The organism is Streptomyces sp. NPDC030893, from assembly GCF_055571535.1.
This window is the reverse complement of record NZ_JBVIFC010000005.1, coordinates 284,738-310,425: the sequence shown is the minus strand read 5'-3', so window position 1 is coordinate 310,425 and position 25,688 is coordinate 284,738. Positions and strand designations below refer to the sequence as shown.

Below are 25,688 nucleotides of genomic sequence, written 5' to 3'. Positions count from 1 at the left end.
GCTGAACGCGCCGGGACTACCCGGCCGCGTGCGTCACGAACGCGGCCCACTCGCCCCGGCCGACCCGCAGCACGGGGCCGTCGCCCGCGGCCTTGGAGTCCCGTACGTACACGGCGTGTGCCGCGGCGGCCACCTCGACGCAGTCGCCGCCGTTGGTTCCGCTGTGGCTGCTCTTGAACCACGTGAGGTCGCCGGGCTGCTCAACGTGCTGGTCGATGCTCATAGCTCCCCTGCCAAGCGCTCGATGAACCTGGCAGACTCCTCGGTGTTGAGGGCCTGTGAGCGCAGCATTCCATACTGGAGACAGAACTCGCTCACCTCGTTCCGGTCGGAGCGGATGTTCACGATCCCCTGGGCCTCGATGGACACGAACTGCCGTCGTTCGACGGTCTCCAGCAGGACGATCTGGCCGTTGACCCCACTGTGCGCGGCCCGCTGGGTCGGCATCACCTGAACTTCCACGTTCCGCATACGGGTGTGGTCCCGCAGCCGCGCGAGTTGCTCCCGCATGACGGCCTTGCCACCCACCATCCGCTGAAGGGCGCCCTCTTCGAGGATGAACGAGAACACGACACACGGATTCCTGCGCGTCAGCAGGAACTGCCGGGCGAGCCGGGCGGTGAGGTGCTGCTCGATGGCCTCCTCTTCGAGGGGCGGGAAGTGAGCTTCGAGAAGGGCACGGGCGTACGCCTCCGTCTGCAACAACCCCGGCACCAGCATCGGGTCGTACGAGAAGCGGCTGACCGCCTCCGTCTCCAGCGAGGCGAAGTCCTGAAAGAACAGGGGAAGTTTCGCCCGGTCCACGTCGCCCTGGAGCACCCGCAGCGCCCCGCCCGCCTCCAGCACCCGCTCCGCGGCCTCCGTGAAGGCGGCCTTCGCGGGTCTGCGCCCCTGTTCGACGGAGGCGACCTGCTCCAGCGAGTAGTCGATCGCCTCCGCGAGAGCCTGCTGGGTGAGGCCGGCGCGTTCGCGGAAGAGGCGGACGAGCTTGCCGTAGGCGCTCCACGCCGCCGGGCGTTCCTTGTCCGGTCCGCGCCGGCCGGTGGTCCCGCATTCCCGCTGGGTCGTCCTGCCCATCGCGCCCCTCGTTCCGCGTAGCGTTCCGTCGTGAGCGACAACGACCGACCCGGGGTTCCGGCCACGCGCACGCACCCGTACACCTGCCGTACGAACCCGTACAGCGGCCGTACCACGTGACCGGGTACGGAGGTCCGACCTCGCCCCGCTGCCCGCGTGACGGGACGGTAACCCTGTGAAGTCGACCAACAGCAAAGTGGAATCGCCCACCGGCGCCCCTCACCTCACCGTCCGCCTCAGCAGCACCGCACGCGGAGCCCGTCTCGCCCGCCGCCTCGCCGGACAACAGCTTGCGGCCTGGGGCATCCCGTACGACTCCGAGACGTCACAGGCCGTTGCCCTCGTCACCGCCGAGCTGGCGGCCAACGCCGTCACCCACGGTCGTACTCCCGGCCGGGACTTCCGTCTGACGCTGCTCCTCCTGCCCGAGCACGGCGTCGTCCGCGTCGAGGTGACCGACACCCGCCCGGGGCACCGCCCCCGCGACCCGGCGGCCGAACCGACGGCGCCCTACGCCCTGTCGGGGCGCGGACTGCTGCTCGTCGCGGCGTGTGCCGAGCGATGGGACTGCGAGGTGCGGGACGCGTACACGAAGACCGTCTGGGCCGAAGTGGCCCTCCCGCCGGCGTCCGTGTCGCGACACCTCAGCCGCGCTGCCGCCGAGGGAGACCGGGCGATGGCGGGTCAGTCACAGCGATCGACTCTTGGGAACTGAATGGATGAGAAAGACGAGCGAGTTCACCGAGGAAGCCGGACCAGGTGCTTGCCGCGGGTGAACAACGCGGCCTCGATCTGGTCCGGGAGGACACTCTCTCGCCGCGCGTGCTCGTGGACGAGGGACAGGTACCGCTCGTAGCGGGGTGTTCTCCATCCGCTCGTGGGCCACTTGCCGTCGGTGTCCGAGGCCCGCAGCGCCAGGGCGACGAAACGGTCCAGGATCAGCGGTCGCCACGCCCCGGCACAACGCTCACGACCGGCGAAGTACAGCACCTTGGTGAAGAAGGCCGGGCCCAGGAATCTGATCCGGTGCTCGTTGTTGAAGGCGTAGTACGCCGCGACGGCTCCCTCCTGGCGGAGGACGCCCAGTGCGGCTTCCAGACGCGCGTCGATGTCCAGGGATGAGGAGTCGGAGAATATGCGTGCGCGCCACGCTACGGACCGCGCTTTGGTGCCGGTCCCCCAGACGAGGGCCGCGGTCAGAAGATGCCGTCGGCCTTCGACGCTGTCCGAACGGTCGGCGATGCCAAAGACCACGCTGCGGTCGACTCGCCGCCGACCCGCCGCGGTGGGGCAGTTGTCGAGTTCCGGCGGCCACCAGTTCGCACCGGGCAGATGAGCCAGCCAGCGATCCCGGTCGAACGGAATGGCCTGGCCGAGCACCGCGCCACGCTCGGGAACAGCGGTGCCGGCGGGCATCGGATCCGCCATGGCTGACTGCATGATCCGAGTGTGGCCCAACGCGGGAGCAACCGTCCACGGGTCACGTCCGCTGGAGTGGCCATCGATACACCACTCCAGCGGACGTGCCCCTCGCGGCGGCGACGAAAGGGCTCGGCTACGTGAACCGGTTCGGACGGGGGATCGGGCGGGTTCAGGCGGCGCTCGCCCGCAACGGAAACCCGCCGGCCGAATTCCAGGTCGACGATTCGTCGTGGGCCGTCGTCCTCCGGAGGGCCTCGTGAACCGCACGTCGATCGCGCTCTTCAACAACAAGGGCGGGGTGGCGAGACGACCCTGACCTACCACCTGGCCCACATGTTCCGCAGGCTCGGACTGACGGTCCTGGCCGTCGACCTGGATACCCAGGCGAACCTCACCTCGATGTGCCTGGACGGGAACGAGATCGAGGAACTCTGGGACAACAAGTCCGAGCTGATCGCCCAAGGGGCGGTCTCCGCGGCCCTGCCCGGCACCGGCCGGATGTCGACGACGGCGTCCAGCGCCTGCTCGTACTCCAGCGTGTCCTTCTTCATCGTTCTCTTCCCACCCCGGTGTCCGGTTCTGAACCGGCTCAGAGCCTAAGTGCCCTGCGCGCCGAGGGACAGGGGTGCACACCAGATTTCTAGCATAGAGTTGTGAACTCAGTGCACGAGCCTGCATACTGGGTCGACCGGTGCCGTCGAGCCCAATTCCGACGCGCACCGGTGGAGCACTTTGCCGGGCTCGACCGGCGACGCATCGGGCCCCGCTCGCGTCCGCACGACCGGCCACTCTCATCCGCAACTCCCCTGGGGTTCACCATGCGCATCATCCGTGTCTCCGCAACCGCGGCGCTGCTGCTCGCCGCGCTCAGCGCCTGCGCTCCGACCGCCGACACCGGTGCGGACGTCGCCACGTCCACCACCCCGTCGGCCCCCGAGGCGCCGGCAGCCGACCCCGGTGAGCCGGCCGAGGAAGCCTCGGCCGGCGCCGAGTCCTCCGCGACGCTCCCGGACATGGTCGGAAAGGGACTGCAGAGCGCCCAGGACGAGGCGCAGGCCGCCGGTTTCTACCACCTCACATCGCACGACGCGCTCGGCCGTGGCCGCAACCAGATCCTCGACCGGGGCTGGAAGGTCTGTTCCCAGTCACCGGCGCCCGGGGCGCACGCGACGGACACGAAGGTCGACTTCGGCACCGTCAAGCTCGAGGAGACCTGCCCCGCGGGCGGTGACAAGGGTGAACCCGAGAAGGCGGGTTCCGTCATGCCGGACTTCACGGGCAAGTCCGTCAAGGTCGCCCGCCAGGCCCTCGACGGCTCCACCAGTATCACGGTCGACGACGTGTCCGGTCAGGACCGGATGGTGCTCGTCGAGTCGAACTGGCAGGTCTGCTCGACCGACCCGGGGGCCGGAGCGGAGCTCGACGGACAGCCGGTGACGATCGGGGCCGTCAAGTTCGGCGAGAGCTGCTGACCGCGTGCCAGCTCCTTAACAGGTGCACCCCAGAGCCTGCGGCTTCCACCCCCTCGAACCCTGAACCCTGAGCCGGGGTTCGGCGCGCGGGCACCTCGGACCCGGGCCGTCCGCGCGGCTCGGTCGCTGACGCCCCGTAGCGAAGGCACTTCTGTTCGGCCCGTCCCGGTCGTGGGGCCGCCGCGCACGGTCCGGTCAGCGGGCGAATCCGGACTCCCAGGCCCAGGCCGCTATCTCGACCCGGTTGCGGGCGCCGAGTTTGCCCTGGATGTTGGCGAGATGGGTTTTCACCGTGCCTGCGCTGATGTGCAGGGCGGCGGCGACCTCCGCGTTGGTGTGCCCGCGGGAGACGAGGGCGGTGACCTCGGTCTCGCGCTCGGACAGGGGCGAGGGGCGGGCCGCGGCGGCAGCGGGGCGGGCGAACTGCCGGAGCAGGCGGACGGTGATGGAGGGGCTGATGAGGGCTTCGCCGGAGGCGGCGGAGCGGACGGCCTCGGCCAGCAGACGAGGCCCCGCGTCCTTGAGGAGGAAGCCGCAGGCACCGTTGTGCAGGGCCTGGTGGACGTACTCGTCGTCGTCGAAGGTCGTCACCATGACGACCTTCGGGGTGTGCGCGGCCCCGGGACGGTGCAGGTGCCGCAGCGCCTCGATGCCGTTCAGCCGCGGCATGCGGATGTCCATGAGGACGACGTCGGGGCGGTGCAGGTCGGCCTGCTGGATCGCGGCGACCCCGTCGGCGGCCTGGGCGACGACCTCGATGTCGTCCTCGGCCGACAGGATCATGGCCATGCCGGTGCGGACGATCGTCTGGTCGTCCGCGAGTACGACACGGATGGTCATCGGATCACCTGGCGCAGAGGAAGAGGGAGTTCGAGTGCGACGCGCCAGCCGGACCGGGGGCCGGGGCCCGCGGTCAGCGTGCCCCCGGCGGCGACGGTGACCTCACGCAGGCCACGCAGCCCGTAGCCGGTGCCGTCGGACGGACGGAGGTGTCCGTCGTCGGTGATCCGCACGGTCACCCGGCGGCGGGAAACCGCCAGGTGCACGTGTGCGGTGGTGCAGTCGGGGGCGTGCTTGCGGATGTTCGTCAGCGCCTCCATGACCACGCGTTCCACGATGTGGGCGGCGTCCGCGGGGAGGCCGTCGACCGGGCCGGTCTCGGTGAGGTCGACCCGGGCCCCGGGCAGCCGGCAGTCGGCGACGAGGGCGCGGACGGCGTCCGTGCCCAGTGCCCGGGTGTCCGGGACGGTGTCCTCGCGCAGGGCGCCGACCATCCTGCGCATGGCGGTCAGCGCCTCCGCCCCGGTGGTCTCGATCAGTGCCAGGGCGTCGCCCACCGCCTGGGGCTTCCTGGCCGCGACGGCACGGGCGCCCTGCGCCTGGAGCACGATGCCCGATATGTGGTGGGCGACGAAGTCATGCAGGTCGCGGGCGAAACCCAGGCGCTGTTCGAGTCTGATCCGCTCCTCGTGCTGTCGGCGGGAGGCGACGACCAGGCGGACGGTGAGGCCGGAGGCCAGGGCGCCGCCGGCCACCAGCGTCAGGACGAGCGCGACGATGCTGCTGCCCTCGTCCACCTCGATCACCAGCGGACGCAGGACGACGGCGGCCATCAGCAGCGGCAGGGCGACAGCGGTGCCGGCCGGGGAGCCCCGCCGTGCCGTCATGTGCAGCAGCACCATCAGGGCGATCGGCTCGAACAGGGTGTAGGCGTCGGAGGCCTGGTCCAGGACCGAACCGCCGCTCGCCGCCACGCGCAGTCCGGCCGAGCAGGCCAGTGACACCAGGGCAACGCCGCACGCCGCCCACGCCAGCACCGCGGGGGACGACTTGATCCCCACGGCCGGGAAGGCGACGGCCGCCGCCGTGGCCGTCGACAGGAACAGCGTGATCCCGGTGCCCTGGCTTTCGAGGGTGCCGGTGTCGATGTCGATCAGCAGGGCCGCTCCGAGGAGGCAGAGCAGCAGGGCGCTGACGGCGAACCGGACGGCGGCCGGCGCGCGCAGTGGTCTGAGCATGGTGAGAACCCTAGCCGCGCGTGACACCGGGCTCCCTCTGCCGAAAGTCGTAGCCGTCCACCGGGGAATGGATCCTTCGGGAGATCCGCCGGAGCTGGCCCGGAAGGAAGCTGAAGCACGTCAGCACCGCTCGCCCCGACCGAAGGACCAGCCCTCATGGACATCCGCTTCCAGGTGGACTCCGCACCCGTTCTCGGCCCCGCACTCGTCCTGTTCGCGGCCGGCACCGTCATCCGGGTAAGACGCGGGGTGTGGGACAAGCGCCGTGGTCTGCTGCGGCTGGCCGCCGCCGTCTACGTCGCCGCCGTGCTGTCCCTGACGGTCTTCCCGCTGAACGTGACGTGGGGCGAGTACGCCAACCAGGCTCCCTGGATCGGCCAGATCAACTTCGTCCCGCTACTCACCGCGGACATCACCATGGTCCCCAACGTCATCATGATGGTGCCGGCCGGCTTCCTGCTGCCCCTGCTGTTCCGGAACGCCACCTCGGCGTCGCGGGCGACCCTGATGACGGCGGCGGCCAGCCTGTCGGTGGAAGCCGCGCAACTGTTGTCGTACATCGTCCTGAACAACGGTCGCGCCGTGGACGTCAACGACCTCCTCGCCAACACGCTCGGCGGACTCGCGGGCTACGCTCTGGTGACCCTCGCCTTGCGTGCGCCGGCCCTGCGCGGGATCCTCCTGGCGTCCGCGCTGCCCCGCTCCGCGGCGTCGAAGGCCGACCGCCGGCGGGCGGCGACCGCCGACGGCACCCGGGAGGTCCCGACCGAAGGCCCCGTCGTCCGCTCTTGACCCTGCCCGCTCCCGCACCACCCTGGTTCACACGGAGAACGGCGGCTCACGACCACGGGGGTCGTGAGCCGCGAGGCGTCGGGCACGCCGAGGTCGCGTGACGCGCCGTCCCGCGCACGCTTCTCACCCCTGGATGTCCAGGAAGCCGAGTGCCCACATGAGCCGTACGCCGGCGGATCGGGTCAATGAGGACCACCGTGGGTCCACCGGGCGCTTCGCTCAGTCCCGTTGTGCCAGATCCAGTGCCGCCGTGTGCACGAACCAATCGAGTACGCCGCAGATCTCCTCCCCGTGTTCCGCGAACACCCGCACCGGGAAGGACGGACGCAGTTCCAGCTTCGCCTCGGGCAGGTCGATCCCCTCGATCTTGTTGAGGCGGTTCAGCAGCTCGCGGCGTTGTTCCGTGTCGTCGAAGGGACTGCGGTCCTTGAGGTACTGGAAGACGACCTCGACCGTTCCGCTCACCGGGTAGATCGCCATGGGCCAGATCAGATGGGGGCGGCGACTGGTGCCGGCGTCGAGCACAGGGAAGCAACTCGTCTCCTCGTGACGGCCGTAGTTGACGTAGCCACCCTGGAGACGCCAGAAGTCGAGTGCGCTCAGGACTCCGGCGGCCGTCTCTGGCCAGTGCTCTTGCAACTGTGTCCGGAAACGCTGCGCCGCTGCCGCGTCTTCTTCGTCGGGGAGCGGGTCGTGCGAGGCGGGTTGTGTGACGTCCTTGCCGAGCAGGGTGGCCAGCTCGGCGGCGGTCAGGCGCTGCGACGCGTTGGCACGGCCCGACGGGTCGAACCTCACCCCTTCACCCGTCAGCAGTTCTTGCGGCGGCTGCCGGTCACTGCCGTCGGCCCAGCGGAACGCCGGGGAGATCTTCCCGTCCGCGGTGAGAACTCGGTACGCCCCCAGCACCGTCGGGTTGGAGCCCAGGTAAGTACCGACGGGCACCGGGTGACTGCCGATCAGCTCGGCGACATCTCCGTACGTCGTCCACGTACCGCTCGGCATCGCCACCAGAGCCGCCCGCAGCTCGGCCCAGCCCGGCCACTCCTCGGCCGTCGGCTTGACCCCGCCGATGGGGCCGGGCCAGAGCCGCACCGCCCGCTCCGTCAGGCGATCGGCGCGGTCCAGGATCTCGGCCTTGCCCCAGCGGCGCGTCGAGGCGATCTCCTGGTTCATGCGCAGGGCGCTCGAGTCGAGGATCTGCTGCTTGCGTTCGAACGGGCTGTTGGACAGCTTGGCGTTGTCCCCGGTGAGCGTGAGGTTGCCGAGGGTGTGGACCAGCAGGTCGTGCAACTCCTGGGGAGTCTGGTTCGGCTCGGTCTCGTCGGCGAGCAGATCGAACCAGGCGGAGGTCGGACGCTGCGGAAGGACGTGCTCCACACTGAGCGACGCCTTCACGAAGTCGACCGGCTCGCTCGACCCGTAACTCTCCTCCAACCGGCGCAGGATGTAACTCCGTTGCGGGGGCCGGCCGCTCCAGTAGAACGGCTTGCTGCGGATCGCCTCACGCAGTTCGTCGTCGCTCGGCCACCGGCGGCGCCGCCCGGAGAGGAACCGCCGGACCGCCTCGGCGGCGGGACGGTCGGTCTCCAACTCCTTCGGAGCCTCCATGAAGATGCGGTTGAGGCCGGTCGTGGATGTCTGGCAGACCAGCCGCCGTACCAGGTAGGACTCGACGTATCGCAGCGCCTCCGCCGCATCCTCGGGTGTGGTGGCTCCGCCGTCGACGAGGTCCAGCAGGTGAAGAGCCAGGGGATAGTGGGTCTGGCCGCCCCAGGAGGCCAAGCGCTCCAGCACGCCGCGCAGCGCCGGCGATTGCTCACGCCGGGGTTCGATGATGCGGAGGAACCTCCTTCCCCGCTCGGCCAGCTGCGCGATCTCTCGCTGTAGTGAGTCCTCGTCCCCGGCCAGTGGCTGGAGCCGCTTCTGCTGTTCCCGGTAGATCTCGCTCTGCTTGGTTTTGTTGTGGCCCCGGACGACCAGATCCAGCCAGACGAGGAGTTCGAGGTTCTTGGGTCCGAGACTCTGCTGCATGGGCAGCCACAGCTCCTGATAGACCCGCTCGCCCCGCTTGGGGAGGAGCATGAACACGTAGTTGCGCAGCAAGTCGCTCTGACTCAGCCCGACGCCGGTGTTGTTGATCGACTCGAAGATCCGGTAGACGTTGTCGCCCGGCTCCGCGCTGATCTCGACGATCGACAGCAGATCCTTGAGCACGGTCCCGACCGTCGTGATCCACCGGTCGTCGCCGGAGGCTTCCTGGCCCTCAGAGAGCACGCCGCGGAAAAAGCGGTAGGCGGCGCCGATGTTGTCGCTCCCGCCGGCCTCCGCCCGGGACTGGATGCAGGCCGTGTACGCCTGTCGGTCGGCCTGCGTCGGCAGCAACCGGTAGTGGTCGAGGCCCTCGTGGTACTCGTTCACCAGGAGCTGGTGGTGGATCCGGATGACACCCCGTGTGTCACCCGTCTCCTTGAGATGGTCGCGCAACGCGGCGAACGCCAGCATCAGTGTGGTCAGCCGTTGCTGACCGTCCACGACGAGCCACCGTTGCACGCCGCCGGCCTGGAACTGGCCGGGTGCGAGCACCACGGAGCCGAGGAAGTGCGGTGTGGCGCTTTCACCCGAAAGATGCTGGTCGACGAGCTCGCTCACATCTTCCCAGAGTCGCGTCAGCTGTTCCCTGCCCCAACTGTATGTCCGCTGATAGAGGGGGACTTGGAACTGCTTCTCCCCCTGGATCAGTTTGAGGAAGGTGATTTCCTGCGCGCGCATACGTTTCCTTTCGCGGTCAGGCGGGCAGTGCCTGACGGCTCGTCCGACGGCTTGGAGCCCGAGGCGGTCACTCAATCTACGGTGTACTCAGTCAACAGCGAGGAGTTTCTGGCCATCTACCGTCAGGCAGTACCCCTGAGAGTGGGAACTGTGGCCGTCTGCTTGGAGATTCGGGGCATCGTTTCGTTGGGGGACCGGCGCAGCAGCTTGATCGACCGGCCCTCCGCCCACGCGTTCCAGGCCTTGAGGTAGTAGAGCAAGTGCTCGCGTGAGTCGTCGCGGCGACGGTGCGACGTGCCCGTGGCGAGGTTGAGCATCGTGTTGCGCAAGGTGAGGCGGGGGTCGCCCGGTTCCAGACGTGCGCCGGTCACGATGCCCTCCTTCCACGTGCTTTGATCGATGTCGGGGCGCGCCTCGCTGGTCACGTACCAGCCGATGGTCGCCGCCGTGACGGTGATACGGCATGCGCGGTTGAGTGCGACGCCGTGCTGAAGGGCGTCACGGATGCCAGGGTGTTTGTCGAGCATGGTCAGGAGCTGGTCGTTGCTGGTCATCGACGACCCGCCGCTCCATGACGAGTTGGGTGCGTTCAGGTAGAGGTGCAGGCCGCGCAGGGCCGCCGCCAGGTGCGTGGCATTGGCCTCGCCCGCGAGAGCGAGTGTGTCCCGGCCCGTGCGTTTGCGTCCTGTGTCCATCACCGTGAACGCGGTGCGCGGAACGCCGCGGGTGACGGTCAGAGGGACGGTGATGCCCGCCTTGGCGATCGCCGCGAGGCGGTGCTGGCCGTCGATGAGTACACCGTCCTCGTCGAAGGCGATGCCCTGGTGCGTCAACTGCCACTCGCCGCGCTGGATACGGCTCACCAACTGCTGTACCGCAGCCTTGCTGAGCGGCCGGTTGCCGGTGTTGTGGGTGAGCCACTCCGTTGCGAGCTGTGGACTGACGTGGAGCACTTCCATCTGCATGGCGCGTGGGCCCTTCTGTGGCGTCCGCCTGGCTGTGCGTGTGGTGCCGGATCATGTTGACGCGTGGGTGTGAACTTAGTCAACTGTCTCAATGGATTGTTTTGATGCTTCCGATGCGGTTCCATGGGGCGCACCGACATCCGGAGGTCTGCTGCTACCCTCGGCTCGTGTGCTCAGTTCACACTCGAGACAGCGGGCTGGGGGCGGAGACGTACTCGGGGTGGGCCGGGCGGATGACACCAAGCGGCCACGCAAGTGGCTCCGGACAGCAATGGGGTGGGGCGCGTGAGCCAGCGTGAGCACGGCCTGGACGACGAGACGCAGCCGGTCGGATCGGTCTATCAGTACGACGACGGGTTGCATGTGCGCGTGGACGACGTGGTGCCGTACGAACTGGTCGATCCCGAAGACTCCGACGGGTACCGTCAGGGCGACGACCTGGTCCGGTGCACGTTGTACCTGAGCAACGGCACGGCCCGCCCCATCGACGTCGACGGCGTCACCTTGCTCGTGCGCGGCGGGCCCTACGGCAAGACGGCACGGCGGGTACTGGACTACCGGACCGAGCTGCTCGACGACGGACTGGAAGGCACGCTCCGGAAAGGCCGCCGCGCGTCCGCGACCTGGGCCTACAGCATCCCAGCGGGAACCGTCGCGGAGCTGGACATCGAGGTCCGGTTCCCCCACGACCACAAGCGCGAGAGCGTCACCTTCACCACGGCGAGGACCACGGCGCCCGCGCCGGCACGGGCGGGACGGCTGCCGGACCAGGCGCCGCTGTTCGGCGAGCGACAGCCCTCCCTGTTCACCGGCGCCGACGACGCCGACCCCGCAAGCGCCGACGGCGGAGCACTCCCTACCGCACTCGGAGCCGTACCGTCACAGCCCACGGGACCGGACCCGCGCCTCACCACGCCTCTCGTGACCCCGTCGGCCGGGATGGTGCCCCGTCCTCGGGACCTGTCGTCCGACGAGCTCGACGCCGCCCGCGTCCGCCAGATCTTCCGGTTCCTCGCCGAGGCGGAGGAGTCGAAGACCCGCCCCGTCCGCACTCTTGACGGTGCCGCCGGCACCGTCTGGTTCGACGAACTGCCGGACGCCCCCGAGGTCACCTTGATGCTTGACGGCGTGCTCGACACCGAGGAGCCGGCCTGGCTGACCCTCGCCCGCCCTGAACGCGAGGACGCTCCCCACCCCGAGACCCTCCTCGCGCCCTGGATCGACGAGACCCGCATCCGCGACTTCAAACAGACGCGCGCCCCGCACCTTCGCCGGCGGATCGAGCCGGAGTTCCCCGACTGGTCCCACGGCATCCCCCTGGACAAGACGTACCACGAGCTCGACGACCACCCGAAGCGGGAGAGGATCGAGAAGCGGTACGCCGCCTGGGAGCAGGAATGGCTCGCCTGGGCCGAGCGGCGGCGGGCCGTCGACCCCGTCGTGAGGCTGTACGACCGTTTGCACAAGATGCACGAGGACGCGGCCAACCTCGGCGAGGCGTACGAACTCGTCCTCGGACTCGGGCGGCTCACCTGGCAGACGACCGGCGGCCAGCGTGTGGAACGCCACCTCGTCACCCACCGCGCCATCCTCCACCTCGACCCGGCCACCGGCACCCTCACCGCCGCCCCCGACCCGACCGGCACGGGGCTGGAACTGGAAGAGGGCATGCTGGAAGGCGCCCAGCACGTGCCCGGCGCGGTGCGCGAGCAGATCGTCGACACGCTGGTCGATGCCTCCGACGTCACCGACCCGGCACACCTCGACGCCGTGCACACCGCCCTGCGCAGCTGGATCAACGCGGCCCACAGCGCCGGCGGCTACGCGCCGACCGTGGAACGCGCACGGCCGCGCACACTCGAGGTACCCCAGGTGGGGTTCACTCCCGCGCTCCTTCTGCGGGAGCGCAACCGCCGATCCACGATGGACGCCCTCAAGGCCATCGCCCGTCAGATCGACGCCGGCACGCCTCCCACCGAGCTGCTCGGCTACATCGCGGGCCGCGACGGGGCGCTGACCGCCGCCGACCTCGCGGCGACCGAGGACGACGGTGCGGAGGCCGGAACCGACGAGATGTACTTCGCGCTGCCCGCCAACGAGGAGCAGCGCACCATCGCCGAACGCCTGCGCGCCAACCGGCTCGTCGTGGTGCAGGGCCCGCCCGGGACCGGCAAGACGCACACCATCGCCAACCTGGTCACGGACCTGCTCGCCCAGGGCAAGCGGGTCCTCATCACCAGCCACACCCCGCGCGCTCTGCGCGTCCTGCGGGACAAGCTGCCCGAGAGCATCCGCGACCTGTGCGTGAGCCGTACCGAGGACGGCGCCGCAGCCCAGCGAGAGCTCGAAGCGTCCGTGCAGAGGATCCTCGGCGAGTACGCCGGCTACGATCCCAAGGCCTCGCAGAACGACATCCGGACGCTGCAGGCCCGGCTGGCCGCGGCCCGGTCGGCCCAACAGACCATGCTGCGCGACCTCGCCGTACTGCGTGAACAGGAGACCCACCGCTTCGAGGCGGAGATCGGCGACTACACCGGCAGCCTCCAGGAGATCGCCGAGCGCCTCACCGCCGAGACGGAGCGGTACGACTGGCTCGGGCAGGTGCCTCGTGAACAGCCCTCCGTCACCGCCGACGACGCGCTGAGACTGCTGCACACCACGCGCGCGTTCACGTCGCACCACCGTGCCCTGGCCGCCGAGGTGCCCGGCCCCGCCGAACTGCCCGCCCCCGGCGACTTCGAGGAAGCCGTGCGGGTCGTGCGCTCCGCCGAGGAGGCGCACGAGACGGCACGACAGGACCCCGTGTGCCTGCGGTACGACACTGCCGTACGAGGTCTGAACGAGGCCGAACAGCGCCGTCTGACGGAGGCTCTGGACGTGTTCTCCGCGGCCCGGGCCCGCGCCGCGTCCCTCGCCACCGCGGCCGGCGGGTGGGCCGGGACGCTCCTCGAGGAGGTGGCCGCGGGACAGGACTGGCAGACCCGCAGTCGATACGCCGCTGTCCACGACGCCCTGGCGGCGCTCGACGCGTCGCTCGCCACGCTGGGCACGGCGCTGGTCAGCGGCCTGGAACAGTACGACCCGGCCACCGCGCTCGGACAGGCCACCACCCTGTACGACGGGCTGACGCAGGGACAGAAGCTGCGCGGACCGCTCGGCACCCGCACGAAGCTCGCCAAGGCCGTCGGCGCGTTCGTGCAGGCCGTGCGCGTCGACGGAAGGGCTCCCGAGGACCCCACAACGGCGGAGGTTGTCGTCGCGCGTGTCCGGCTCGAACTGCGCCTGGCACAGGTGGAGGCGGAGTGGGGCACCCCGGCCGTCGCGTGGCAGGGACACGGCCCGCGCCTGGCCCGCCTGAGGCAGGACGCCGACGTGCTCGAAGCCCTGCTCGCCGTCGTCGCCGCCCGCACCGACGTGCTCACCGCGGCCGCCACCTCACCCGAACTCGCCGTCGCCACATGGCACGACACCTCGGTCGAGAACGCCGTGCGCGCCCTGCTGCGCGCGGCGGCCACACTGCGTGCCGCCGAGCGGTCGCGCCGGACCGTCACGGATGCCGAGGAACTGCTGCGCTCCTGGAGCGACCGGCCCGGTGTGGCACCTGCCGTCGCCCGCGCACTCGAAGCCGTGCGCGCCCGGGATCCCCAGGGCTACCGGGGGTTCAGCGAGGAGATGGCCGAGGTGCGGGCGGCCGCCCGGTTGCGGGCCGAGCAGCATGCCGCGCTCACCCGCGTGCGCGATGCGTTTCCCGCACTCGCCGAGCGGGTCACCGGCTCCCCGGAGAACACCGCGTGGGACGACCGGCTGCCGCAACTCGCCGAAGCCTGGGCCTGGTCGGCGTGGTACGAACGGATGGAGCGGCTCACCGACCCCGAGGCTGAGCGCACCCTGCGGCGGCGGCTGACGGAGGCCGACGACGAGGCACGGATCATGCTCGCCCGGCTCGCCGCCGCCCGCGCCTGGCACCGCTGCCTCGGGCTGCTCACCGGCGACCAGTCCCGGGCCCTCAGCGCGTACCAGCAGGCCGCCCGCCGCATCAAGGGCAAGTACCAGCACCGCTACCGGCGCGACGCCCAGGCCGCGCTGCGCAAAGCACAGACGGCCGTGCCGGCCTGGATCATGCCGCTGCACCAGGTGGCCGAAACGGTGCCGATGGACCGGCCCGGCCTCTTCGACGTCGTCATCGTCGACGAGGCCAGCCAGTCCGGCCTGGAGGCCATGATGCTGAGCTGGCTCGCCGACCGGATGGTGGTCGTCGGGGACAGCAAGCAGGTCAGCCCGTCCAACGTCGGCCTCAAGCAGGACGAGTACTTCCACCTGCGGGACCGGCTGCTCACCGCGCTGGAGCCGGACGTCCGCAGCCTCTTCGGCCCCGACTCCAGCTTCTTCGACCTCACCGAGGCGCTCTCCGCCGGTCGCGGCACCCTCATGCTCAAGGAGCACTTCCGGTGCATGCCGGAGATCATCTCCTTCTCCAACGACCTCTGCTACAACGGCCGGCTCCAGCCGCTGCGGCAGTACGGTGCGGACCGGCTGCCCCCGGTCCGCACCGTGTACGTCGAGGACGGGGAGGCGGTCGGCGGCAACGAACGGCTGGTCAACACGGCCGAGGCCGAGGCCCTCGTCGACGCGGTCGCACGCTGCTGCGCCGACCCCGCGTACGAGGGGAAGACCATGGGCGTCGTCAGCCTCCGAGGCGCCAAGGGGCATCTGACGGAACTTGAGAACCTGCTCGCCGAACGCCTCGACTACGAGCAGCGCGAGGCCCGGCGCATCCGGATCGGTGACGCCGAGGACTTCCAGGGCGACGAGCGGCACGTCATGTTCGTCTCCTGCGTCAACTCGGCCACCACGGCCGCCGGAACGGTACCGGGCGGCTACAACGGCAAGACGTACGAGCAGCGGCTCAACGTGGCCGCCTCCCGTGCCCAGGACCAGGTCTGGGTGTTCCACAGTGCACGGCCCGAGCAGTTCCACGAGAACGACCTGCGCCGCCGGTGGCTCGACCACCTCACCCGGCCCGTTCAGGAGGACACCGTCGCGGTCGAGGGGGAGGTGCTGCCCGACGTGCGCCACGAGGCGTTCGACAGCCTCTTCCAGCAGAGGGTGTATCTGGAGCTGACGGCCCTGGGCCACCGGGTGCGGCCCGGCTACCGGGTGGGCCGCCACACCATCGACCTGGTCGTCGAGGGCGGCACCCGCAGGCTCGCGGTCGCGTGCGACGGCGACACCTTCGCCGACGGCGAGGACGCGTCCACCGCCGCCGCCCGGCAGCGGGACCTGGAACGCGTCGACTGGACCTTCGTCCGGATCCGGGGCAGCCGTTTCCACCTCGACCGCGAGCAGGCACTCGCCCCGCTCTGGGCGGAGCTGGAGCGGCTGGGGATCGAACCGGTGCCCGTTACGCCGGTCTCCGCGGAGCCGGTTTCTCCCGCGTCGCTTCCCGCCGCGCCAGTGGAACCCGCCGCTCCCGCCGATGTGGAGGAGGCCCGGATCCTGCCCGCCGACGGCCCGCGCACGGACGACGGGGCGGGGGAGTGGGAGCCACGGGAAGACGACCGCTCGCGTGCCCCGGGCCCGGCACCCGGGGCGACTCCCGAGGCAGCGGTGGCTTCCGTCACCGAGCCCGCGGAACCGCGCACGCCCCGGCCGAGCCCCACCGCGCAAGCGGCCCCGGAGCCCGCGTCCGGTCCGGTAAGCCCCGGTACGCGGAGTTCCCTCCCCGTCCGAGAGATCCCCGCCGCCGCCTTCCACCGGCTGGTGCGCGAGATGCAGGAGCTGCAGGCCGTCATCGACGCCCCGGACGAGACACCCGTGGACGCGGACCCGGCGAACCTCGTCTTCCTCAGGAAGACGCAGGCCGACCAGCGTGAGCGCCGCACGAAACGCCTCGGCTTCCTGCGGTCCTTCCTCGACGCCGTGCGCGTCGGCGCGGAGGATGCACCGAAGGCGGTGCACCCCGGCGCGCTGCTCGTCCTCGAGTTCGACGGACAGGTCGACGACACGACTCTGTACACCGTCGCCGAACTGCCCGCCGAGGACGCGGAGATCATCTCCCCGTCGTCACCGCTGGGCCACGCGCTGATGTGGCAACCGACGGGGCGGACGATCTCGTACGACGCCTCCAGGGGAAAGAGCCACGAGGTCGTCGTCCGGGAGATCCGGGCCTGACGCCCACAGAGCTCCGCGCAGAGCACTCCGCGGCGAAGGCCTCGGTGCCCCGGACCCGGAACAGGGTCCGGGGCACCGTGTGTCTCAGCCGGCCACCGGGTCCAGCATCCGGCTGCGTTCACCGCTCCACGAGATCGCCAGCGCGTCCCGAGCCCGCGTGCAGGCCACGAACAGCAGGCAGTGCTCGGCCAGCAGGTCCGACTGGTGCTGGACGGGATCGACCTCGGCCGGCGTCACCTGCGGGGCGAACGGCAGCACGCTCGACGTCAGGCCCACCACCGCCACGCACCGGAATTCCAGCCCCTTCATCGCGTGCATGGTGGCAACGCGGACACCGGAGACGTCCGGCCCCGGGTTGTCCTTGACGGCCACCGCCGGGATGCGCTCCCGTCGCAGGCGGGTGATGACGCCGTCGACCAGTGTGTTGAACCGGGCGCACACCGCCACCTCGGACGGCTTCACCCCGTCCTGCTCGATCCAGGTGCGCACCTGCTCGACCAGCGCCCGCAACTCTTCGTCCTGGCTGCCGTATCCGCGCGCCGCCGGGACGCGGCCGTGCAACTGGGACCGGTAGCCGCGCAGGGAGTCCCGGCCGCCGTCCTCGTCGTCGTCCTCGCCGAGCCGGCCCACCGGCTGACCGTCGAGGAGGGACGCCGACCAGCGCAGGATCTCCTCCGTGCTGCGGTAGTTGAGGCGGAGCCGGGAGGTGCGTCCCCGGACGTCGATGCCCAGCGAGCGCAACGAGACGCGGGAGTCGTAGATGCGCTGGTGGGGGTCGCCGACCAGGAACATGTCGTCGGCCTGGGAGGCGACGCAGGCGCGCAGCACCCGCCACTGGGCCGGATGCAGGTCCTGCGCCTCGTCCACGACGACATGGCGGTAGCGCGGTGCGCCTTCGGCGAGGATGCGTGCCGCCCGGTCGCACACCTGCGTGTACGTCGCCGCGTCGCGCGAGGCGAGGTCCGCCGTGAACCGCTCCATCACCCGCCACAACCGGGCCCGTTGCACCCGGCCCACCTGGGTGCCGCGTCCTCGGCGTACACAGCGCAGGTACTCCTCGGGTGTGCGCAGCCCCTGTGCCAGGACGACGTTGCGGAACTCCTGGGACAGGAACTGTTCCGTCCACGGCAGTTCCTCGCGCGCAGCGGCACGGGTCCAGGCACTCTTCTCGGCGGCGGCCGACAAGGGCTTCGGGGAACCGCCCCGCGCCTCCCGGAGAACGCGCGCGGCGAGCGAGTCCACCGTCGTGACGTCGACACGGTCCAGCAGATGGGCGTCGGCGTCACCGAGCAGCAGCGCGAGGCTGTCCCGCAAGGCCGCCGCCATGGCGTTGGTGAAGGTGGTCAGCAGGATCCGGTCGCCCTCACGACCGGTGCGCAGCAGGTGCCGTACGCGATGCAGGGCGACCACCGTCTTGCCGGTGCCCGGCCCGCCGGTGACCTGGGCGGGGCCGTTGAAGCCGGGATGGTAGGCGTAGCGGCGCTGGGCGGGGTGAAGGAAGATCCGCCAGCGGGTGAAGTCCTCGGTGAGGATGCGTTCCAGCTCGCCGGGGCCCGTCACCTCCACGATGCGGTCGGGCGTGTTGAGGATCGCCTCGGTGAGCGTGACCGCCGGCCGTTCCTCCGCAGTGCGCACGGTCTGGCCCCGCGGGGCGATCAACTGCTCCCAGACGTCCTCGGCTGATTCGCCCTGTGCCAGGAACCACAGCACCTCGTACTGGTCGGCGGGCATCATCGGGGGCGCCATGACCGTCAGGTCGTCGGCCGTGACACAGACGCGGGCCAGCCTCAGCACCTGGTCGTCGACGCCGAGGTCGCGCAGAACGGTGTCGGAGTGTCCTGCGAAGAGACGGGTGGGGGTGGTGTCCGCCTTGGTCTCGAAGTAGGTCTCCATCTGTTCGAGCGCCTCGACGTTGCGCACCTCCAGGCCGCCGGTGGCGCCGTTGGCGGAGTAGGCGCGCTTGCAAGCCCAGTTGATCGCCTCGTCGTGCGGCGCGACCCGCAACAGCATGAAGAGGTCGCTGCCGTCGTCGGGGGCCAGGAGGACACCCCGGTAGAACTTGGTGATGCGAATGGTGCGAATCCGGGGATCGCGTGCCCGCTCCAGCTTCTCCAGGTGCATGCCCTTGCTCGCGTGGAGCTGGGGGACGGTCATGCTGCGGAACATCTGGATCGCGTCGCCGACTTCCTTCTGGACCGGTCGCTGAAGCGAGATGAGATCCGCGACGAAGTCGTCGGAGAGAGCGAGTCGGGGCATCGGCGTCCTCGGTGACGGGCGGGCGGTGGTCGGGACCAGCCTAGAGACCCCGGCGAGCGGGAGCGACGGAGCGTCCGATACTCATTGTGTGAACTGAGTCAACGGTCTAAGCTCTGTGTGCTGTCACACGTTCGGTTCCCGTTCGTGCTCCATCGGATCCGTCCGAAAGGACCCACCGCATGCCGGCCCAGCCCGCCCAGGCCGCTGTCCCGCACCCGCTCGACGAAGTGCCCCAGACGTTCCGCGCCGGGGACTCGTACGAGGTGCGGGACGGACTCGTGACGTACATCCGTCGTGATCTGCTGGGCCCCTGGGACGGAGAGGCCGAAACCTTGCCGAGCGCCTCGTCCGGGCCACGCGACCGGTATCTCGTGGGCATGCTCGGTCCGCGGCCCCAGGGCGTCACCGCCGACCGGATCGCGCTCGTGGCCGCCCAGAGCGCGGACGGGGAATCCGGTGACGAGCAGGAGGGGGACGACACCGAGTTGCAGGACCGGCTGACCCCGCAGGCCGCCGGCCACATCTGGGCGTCGTCCATGGGGCTGTCCTTCACGGTCCCCGCCTCCGTCGGCACGCTCAGCGTCACCGTCCGCTGGGGGCGCTACACGCAGTCGGAGGAGGCCACCGACCGCGGCACCACCCGCAGGGTCTGGTCGCGCGAGCCCGTGGAGCACCCGGTGGACATCGACGTGACGGACCTGGCGGACCGGATCGTCGAACTCGAAGGGGGAGCGGCCGTCCTCGACGTACAGGTGCGCAGACACTCCGGCGGAGGCGGGACCGAGGGCCTCCGGGTCGTCGAGCTGGCTCTGGTGAACCGGCAGCAGGACAGCCGTGAGGCCCGCGACGCCCACTGGCTCTTCCAGACCCGGATCGACGTCACCGCCTTCCCGGACGACCAGGCGGCGGTCTTCCTCCCGGTCGACGACCCGCTCGATCCCGCCCACCGAGGCAACGGCGCGGAGGACGCCGAGGAACGCCGGCTCCGGCTCCTCTACCGGGACAGCCTCAGCCACGCCAAGGGCCGCAATGTCGCCGTGCACGCCCAGGTGCGGGACGGGGAACGCAACGCCCACCGGCTCACCACCACCTGGCTTCCCGAGTACGACGTACGGGCCACCACCGCACCCACCGTGGAGGAGCAGGATCTGCTCCGCGGCCTCGAACTCGGCATGGACGAACTCGCGGCTCTCGCGGTTCCCGCGCGCCGGACCGCACTCAGCGCCGCACTGGCCCCGCTCGCCGACGGCTACGGCACCTGGCTCGACCGGCAGCGTCGCAAGGCGCGCTCGCTCCCCGACGACCTGCGCGCATCGGCCGACGCGGCCATCGACCAGGCACTGGACATCTGCGACCGGATAACCCTGGGCATCGACCGGCTCGTGGCCGACGACACCGCCCTGGAGGCCTTCCGGTTCGCCAACCGGGCCATGGCGCTCCAGCGCCGCAACACCGCGATCGCCGCGGCCCGCGCCGGCCGCGAGGACGACCGCGCCTCCTACCGGGATGCGTACGACGAGATCCACGCGAAGGGCAAGGCGGCCGCGAGCTGGCGCCCCTTCCAGCTCGCCTTCGTCCTGCTGAACCTCGACTCCCTCAGCAGGCCCGGACACCCCCACCGCGGCACCGGCCGCGAAGCCCTCGTCGACCTGCTGTTCTTCCCGACCGGTGGAGGCAAGACGGAGGCCTACCTCGGCCTCGCCGCCTACACCTTCGCGCTGCGCCGCCTGCAGGGCACGATCGGCACGGGCACGGAGGCGCGCAGCGGCGAGGCGGGCGTCGGCGTCCTCATGCGCTACACCCTGCGCCTGCTGACCGCCCAGCAGTTCCAGCGCGCCGCTGCCCTGGTCAGCGCCTGCGAGGTACTGCGCCGGGAGGAGTTCGCCCGGGACGCCCGCTGGGGCGCCACCCCGTTCCGCATCGGGCTGTGGGTGGGAACCTCCGTCTCGCCCAACTGGTTCGGCGAGGCCAAGGATCAGATCGCCGAGGCCCGGGAGAGCGCGAGTGACAAGCACGCGCGCGTCCTCCAGGTCCTGACCTGCCCGTGGTGCGGAAGCGGACTGACGGCCCGCTCGCACATGGAGTACGACGAGGGGCGGCGCCGCGTCCTGCTGTACTGCCCGCGCGGGGAGGGCGAGGACCGCTGCCCCTTCTCCCGGCGCGAGTCGCCCGGCGAGGGCATCCCGGTGCTCACGGTCGACGAGGAGATCTACCGGCTCGCGCCCTCCCTGCTGATCGCCACCGTGGACAAGTTCGCCCAGCTGCCCTGGAACGGATACGCCGGTCTGCTGTTCGGCAGGGTCACCGAGCTGTGTCCGCGCCACGGCTACCGCCACGACGACCTCGACGCCAAGACCGGCTGCGGTAGCCGTCACAACGCCAGGGGAGACCTGCCCGGCGTCACCGCGCAGCCGGTGACGCGCCTGCGGCCCCCGGACCTGATCATCCAGGACGAGCTGCATCTGATCTCCGGCGCCCTCGGCACCACTGTCGGTCTCTTCGAATCCGCCGTGGACCAGTTGTGCACCTGGAGCGTCACCGACGTCCAGGGCCAGCGCCACGAGATCGGACCCAAGATCGTCGCCTCCACGGCGACGACCAAACGGGCCGCCGACCAGGTGCTGGGTGTCTTCGGGCGCAAGGTCGCCGTTTTCCCGCCGCAGGTACTCGACGTCGGGGACACGTTCTTCTCCCGCCAAGTCGAGCTGAGCCGCACCGACCCCGGCCGTCGCTACCTGGGCGTGTGCGCGCACGGCACCCGCCTCAAGGCTGCCGAGATCCGGGTCGCAGAGATCCTGCTCCTGGCCGCACAGCAGCTCTTCGACGACTACGGCAAGCCGGCCGACCCGTACATGACCCTGGTCGGCTACTTCAACGCGACGCGTGAACTCGCGGGCATGCGGCGGTACATGGACGACCAGATCACCAGCCGGGTGCGCTCCAACGGCAGCCGCAGGGGTCAGGAGACGCTGGCCGACCGCATCGTGAGCCGAACCGGGATGCTCGGCATCCAGGAACTGACCTCACGTATCTCCTCCGCGGACATCGGCGCCGCACTCAAGCGCCTGGAGGCCGAGTTCGACCCCGAGCGGGACACTTCGGAGCGGCGACGCGCCTTCCTGCGGGAGTACGCGGTGGCCATGAAGGAGAAACGGGAACCCCGTGCCGCCATGACGCCGATCGCCAGGCAGGCGGTCGACGTCGTCCTGGCCACCTCCATGCTCCAGGTCGGCGTAGACGTCTCGCGGTTCGGCCTGATGCTGGTCGTCGGCCAGCCCAAGAACACCGCCGAGTACATCCAGGCGTCCTCGCGTGTCGGCCGTGACGCCTCGCGCCCCGGTCTCGTCGTGACCCTCTACAACTGGTCGCGTCCCCGGGACCTCGCCCACTATGAGGACTTCGAGCACTACCACGCCACCTTCTACCGCCAGGTCGAGGCCCTCTCCGTCACCCCGTTCACCCGCCGTGCACTCGACCGGGGCGTCGCCGCCACCTACGTGGCGGCGCTGCGTCAGGCGGCTCACGACACCTCACGCAACCTGGACGCCCACCACGTGGATCTCGACGGTCCCCTCGCCAGGGACGTCGAGCGCCGGCTGCTGGAACGCGCGGAACGGGTGGGGGGCGACCTTCCCCGCCAGTACCTGAGCGAACGGCTGGACCGGCTGAAGGACGAGTGGCGCCGCAAGCGGGACGAGAACAGCTCGGCTCTCGGCTACCGCAAGGAGAAGCACAAGACCACCGTCGTGAATGGGCTGCTCCGGCGGGCGGACGGGTCCCGGTGGACCGAGTTGACCGTCGGTATGTCGATGCGCGAGACGGAGAACGAGATCAACCTGCTTCTGCCCGGTGGCGGAGCGTTCCTCGCGGATCCCTCGGGAGGCGGCCCGGACTGGAACTTCGGGGCGGCCGACACCGATACCGACCATGATTCGGCGGCCACCGTGGACAGCGACGAATATGGATCCACCACCGCGGACACGCCCAGGAGGGGACAGCGATGAACACCTGGAGCAACCGCAGGGTCGGGGCCGTCCGCCCCAGCCACCTCATGTTCACCGCCGGTGTCGGCTCCCTCGTCGACCTGCCGAACTTCTCGGTTCTCGTCAGGGGCCTCGACGCATGGAGCTACTCCGGCATCACCGACTACGACATCGACGAACCCCGGCTGCGTGCCGCCGTCAACCGCTCGCTCCAGCGCTACGGACGCGCACAGATCGAGCAGTTGAGGGCCGCTCCCTGGCTGGAGGGCGGCGACACGGATCCGAAGGGCTGGGCCGCGCAAGGCGTCGGAGTGCCCGTCGCACCGTTCCCGCAGTGGCTGCGTTGCACGGCCTGCGATGTCCTGGCCGCCGTCGACTCCGACGAGTTCACCTTCCTCAACGGCAACCCCCGCACACCGCACGAGGCGAAGTTCGTCCACGACTGCAAGCGGGGCAAGCCCCCGCTCGCCGTGGCCGCCCGCTTCACCCTCGCCTGCACGGCCGGTCACCTCGACGAGTTCCCGTACACCCCGTACGTCCACCACGGGCAGGCCTGCGGCAAAATCCCGCGACCCAAGCTGCGCATGAAGGACCATGGCGGCAACCAGGCGGCCAACGTCACCATCGAATGCGTCGCCTGCGGAGCGAAGCGCAACATCCGCGAGGCCATGGGCGAACGCGGGCGCCGTCACCTGCCCCATTGCCGGGGCCGCCATCCCCACCTGGGCACCTATGAGCCGAACGGCTGCGACCGGGGTTCGGTGCTGATGGTCGCGGGCGCCTCCAATCAGTGGTTCCCGCTCACCCTCAGCGCGCTCGCACTGCCCAAGGGGCAGGGCGGGGACATCGACAAGCTGCTCGACGACCACTGGCCGGAACTGGAGAAGGTCGAGGACCGCAGTGAGCTCGCCTTCATGGCGCGTCTGCCCCAGTTCGGGTTCCTCAAGGAGTTCGACGCCGACGCCGTCTTCGCGGCGGTCACGGCCCGCAAGCGGGGGCTCGACGGACCGGCCCCTTCCGCCCCCGACGTCCAGGCCGACCTCTTCCGCCCCGAATGGGATGCTCTGTCCGGACCGGTCCCCACGCCCAGTGACGACTTCGCCCTCCGACCGGTCTCCGTCCCGGCCCCGCTGGACGAACTGTTCTCGGACGTTCGCCAGGTCGAGCGGCTGCGCGAGGCACGCGCGTTGATCGGTTTCACCCGTCTCGACGCCCCCGACCCCGAGTCCCCGGAGATCGCGACCCGGGTGGACCTGTCCCGGGGCACGCAGAACTGGGTACCCGCCAGCGAGGTCCGCGGAGAGGGCGTCTTCCTGCGCGTGCGGGACGACCTCATGGCCGAGTGGGTGGCGCGCATGGAGAAATCTCCACAGATGGAGGCACACCGGGAGGCCTACGGCCGGTTCCGGGCCAACCGGAAGTCGGACCGCAAGACGAGCGACTTCGACCCCTTCCACGGCTGGCCCGGCGCTCGCTACATCGCGCTGCACACCCTCTCGCACCTGCTGATCCGTACCATCGCCCTGGAGTGCGGCTACAGTTCGGCATCGCTGGCCGAGCGGATCTACGCCGGCGACGAACAGAACCCGAGGACCGGGATCCTGATCTACACGGCCGTTCCGGACTCCGAGGGCACCCTCGGCGGACTCGTCTCCCTCGCCGAGGAGCGGGAGTTCGGCAGGATCGTCCGCCGGGCCCTGGCCGACGCCGGGCACTGCTCGGCCGATCCGCTCTGTTCCGAGCGGCTGCCCCACGACCCCGGCGACTACCTCCACGGAGCTGCCTGCCACGTCTGCCTCTTCGTCTCCGAGACCACCTGCGAGCGCGCCAACCGGTTCCTCGACCGCCGCTTCCTCGTTCCGCTGTCCGGGGACAAGGAGCAGGTGCTGACACCGGTCGGCCTGCTGCCGTGAGCCGGCGCGCGTTCGAGGCCGCCACGGAGTCCGCCGTGGCGGTCCTGGGCCCGTCCCGGGGAAAGGACCTGGCCGGCCTGCTGGCACGAAGAGGCAGCAAGGAGCGTGCTCTGGTCGAACTGACCGCGCCGGGGGCCGGTGAGGTTCTCGCGGACCTGTACGAGGCGATGGAGCGGGACGCGGTCCCGTTCCAGGAGGCGGCCGCCTATGTGCGGGGCTATGTCGCGGCAACGCTGCGGGCCCGGGACAGGGTGCGGGTACGCACGGTGTGGAGCGGTCCCTCGTCACCGGGTGTGCCTGTGCGAGCGACCGCCCAGGTACTGGTCGACGTCATCGACGAGGCCCAGGACGAACTGCTCGCCATGACCTACGCGGCCCGCCCGTACACGGCGCTGACCCGGGCTCTCACGGCGGCAGCCGAGCGGGGCGTGAGGATCCATATCGTCGTCGAGACGCTGGCCGGCGCCGGAGGGCTCCTCGCCGGCCGCGAGCCGGCTGAGGCGTTCACGTCCGTTCCCGGGCTGAGTCTGTGGCACTGGGCGAGAGACCCGGACGTCCATCGTCACTCGCGCCAGCACGCCAAGCTCGCGGTCGCCGACCGGCGCACGCTGTTCCTGGGCAGCGCCAATCTGACCGAGTCCGCCGCGCACCGCAACATCGAGGCGGGGGTGCTGGTGAGCGGTGGTGAGGCGCCACGACGGGCGGCGGAGCACGTGGTGGAGCTGCAACGGGCGGGCGTCCTCGCGCTGCTTCGACCGTGACCGCTGCCCGGTGCCGCGGAGGAGGACGGCCCGCACCGCCCGGGACCGAGTGACCCGGGGTGGGCCGGAAGCCCCCGCGCCCACCCCTC

16 protein-coding genes are annotated in these 25,688 nt (G+C 70.5%); 8 read left to right on the top strand and 8 right to left on the bottom strand.

Annotated features, from left to right (window positions below; translation table 11 throughout):
* Positions 1 to 16: 16 nt before the first annotated feature.
* Positions 17 to 223, bottom strand: coding sequence for a DUF397 domain-containing protein (locus ACZ434_RS13530; protein ID WP_468455074.1), 207 nt, complete (start codon positions 221 to 223; stop codon positions 17 to 19).
* Positions 220 to 1,077: a helix-turn-helix domain-containing protein gene (locus ACZ434_RS13525; RefSeq protein ID WP_468455073.1), complete on the bottom strand. Its 858-nt coding sequence runs from the start codon at positions 1,075 to 1,077 to the stop codon at positions 220 to 222. Before ACZ434_RS13525 ends, ACZ434_RS13530 begins: the two co-directional genes overlap by 4 nt.
* 175 nt (positions 1,078 to 1,252) lie before the next feature.
* Here ACZ434_RS13525 and ACZ434_RS13520 point away from each other — a divergent pair, with 175 nt between their 5' ends.
* Complete coding sequence (locus ACZ434_RS13520; RefSeq protein WP_468455071.1) at positions 1,253 to 1,792, top strand: ATP-binding protein; 540 nt, start codon at positions 1,253 to 1,255, stop codon at positions 1,790 to 1,792.
* 23 nt (positions 1,793 to 1,815) lie between these two features.
* Here ACZ434_RS13520 and ACZ434_RS13515 read toward each other — a convergent pair whose 3' ends face one another.
* A complete protein-coding gene (locus tag ACZ434_RS13515) occupies positions 1,816 to 2,517 on the bottom strand; it encodes an 8-oxoguanine DNA glycosylase OGG fold protein (protein ID WP_468455069.1) in 702 nt (233 codons plus the stop codon).
* Between the two features lie 315 nt (positions 2,518 to 2,832).
* Here ACZ434_RS13515 and ACZ434_RS13510 point away from each other — a divergent pair, with 315 nt between their 5' ends.
* On the top strand, positions 2,833 to 3,099 hold the full coding sequence (locus ACZ434_RS13510; protein WP_468455067.1) for a ParA family protein: 267 nt from the start codon (positions 2,833 to 2,835) through the stop codon (positions 3,097 to 3,099).
* A gap of 218 nt (positions 3,100 to 3,317) precedes the next feature.
* Positions 3,318 to 3,971, top strand: a complete 654-nt coding sequence (locus ACZ434_RS13505; protein WP_468455065.1) for a hypothetical protein — start codon at positions 3,318 to 3,320, stop codon at positions 3,969 to 3,971.
* A 195-nt stretch (positions 3,972 to 4,166) separates the two neighbouring features.
* Here the strand turns inward: ACZ434_RS13505 and ACZ434_RS13500 are convergent, their stop codons facing one another.
* Positions 4,167 to 4,811 carry a response regulator gene (locus ACZ434_RS13500; protein ID WP_468455063.1) on the bottom strand — a complete coding sequence of 215 codons (645 nt, stop codon included), beginning with the start codon at positions 4,809 to 4,811 and terminating at the stop codon, positions 4,167 to 4,169.
* Positions 4,808 to 5,989 carry a sensor histidine kinase gene (locus tag ACZ434_RS13495; RefSeq protein ID WP_468455061.1) on the bottom strand — a complete coding sequence of 394 codons (1,182 nt, stop codon included), beginning with the start codon at positions 5,987 to 5,989 and terminating at the stop codon, positions 4,808 to 4,810. The genes ACZ434_RS13500 and ACZ434_RS13495 overlap by 4 nt, the downstream gene beginning before the upstream one ends.
* 156 nt (positions 5,990 to 6,145) lie before the next feature.
* On the opposite strand from ACZ434_RS13495, the gene ACZ434_RS13490 reads away from it, so the two are divergent.
* On the top strand, positions 6,146 to 6,781 hold the full coding sequence (locus ACZ434_RS13490; RefSeq protein ID WP_468455058.1) for a VanZ family protein: 636 nt from the start codon (positions 6,146 to 6,148) through the stop codon (positions 6,779 to 6,781).
* A 219-nt stretch (positions 6,782 to 7,000) separates the two neighbouring features.
* Here the strand turns inward: ACZ434_RS13490 and ACZ434_RS13485 are convergent, their stop codons facing one another.
* Both ACZ434_RS13485 and ACZ434_RS13480 read right to left on the bottom strand, forming a co-directional pair.
* Complete coding sequence (locus tag ACZ434_RS13485) at positions 7,001 to 9,550, bottom strand: GmrSD restriction endonuclease domain-containing protein (RefSeq protein WP_468455056.1); 2,550 nt, start codon at positions 9,548 to 9,550, stop codon at positions 7,001 to 7,003.
* Between the two features lie 122 nt (positions 9,551 to 9,672).
* On the bottom strand, positions 9,673 to 10,515 hold the full coding sequence (locus ACZ434_RS13480) for a hypothetical protein (RefSeq protein ID WP_468455054.1): 843 nt from the start codon (positions 10,513 to 10,515) through the stop codon (positions 9,673 to 9,675).
* Between the two features lie 285 nt (positions 10,516 to 10,800).
* Here ACZ434_RS13480 and ACZ434_RS13475 point away from each other — a divergent pair, with 285 nt between their 5' ends.
* Entirely contained in the window at positions 10,801 to 16,686 is a 5,886-nt protein-coding gene (locus ACZ434_RS13475) for an AAA domain-containing protein (RefSeq protein WP_468455052.1), read from the top strand.
* A gap of 84 nt (positions 16,687 to 16,770) precedes the next feature.
* Here ACZ434_RS13475 and ACZ434_RS13470 read toward each other — a convergent pair whose 3' ends face one another.
* Positions 16,771 to 18,942 carry a UvrD-helicase domain-containing protein gene (locus tag ACZ434_RS13470; RefSeq protein WP_468455050.1) on the bottom strand — a complete coding sequence of 724 codons (2,172 nt, stop codon included), beginning with the start codon at positions 18,940 to 18,942 and terminating at the stop codon, positions 16,771 to 16,773.
* A gap of 179 nt (positions 18,943 to 19,121) precedes the next feature.
* Between ACZ434_RS13470 and drmA the strand changes: the two genes are divergently transcribed.
* The 3 genes from drmA to drmC are packed head-to-tail and all read left to right on the top strand — an operon-like array spanning position 19,122 to position 25,599.
* Positions 19,122 to 22,946 carry a DISARM system helicase DrmA gene (gene drmA / locus ACZ434_RS13465; RefSeq protein WP_468455048.1) on the top strand — a complete coding sequence of 1,275 codons (3,825 nt, stop codon included), beginning with the start codon at positions 19,122 to 19,124 and terminating at the stop codon, positions 22,944 to 22,946.
* Positions 22,943 to 24,838, top strand: coding sequence for a DrmB family protein (gene drmB / locus ACZ434_RS13460; RefSeq protein WP_468455045.1), 1,896 nt, complete (start codon positions 22,943 to 22,945; stop codon positions 24,836 to 24,838). The genes drmA and drmB overlap by 4 nt, the downstream gene beginning before the upstream one ends.
* Positions 24,835 to 25,599, top strand: a complete 765-nt coding sequence (drmC, locus tag ACZ434_RS13455) for a DISARM system phospholipase D-like protein DrmC (protein WP_468455043.1) — start codon at positions 24,835 to 24,837, stop codon at positions 25,597 to 25,599. Before drmB ends, drmC begins: the two co-directional genes overlap by 4 nt.
* Positions 25,600 to 25,688: the final 89 nt, after the last annotated feature.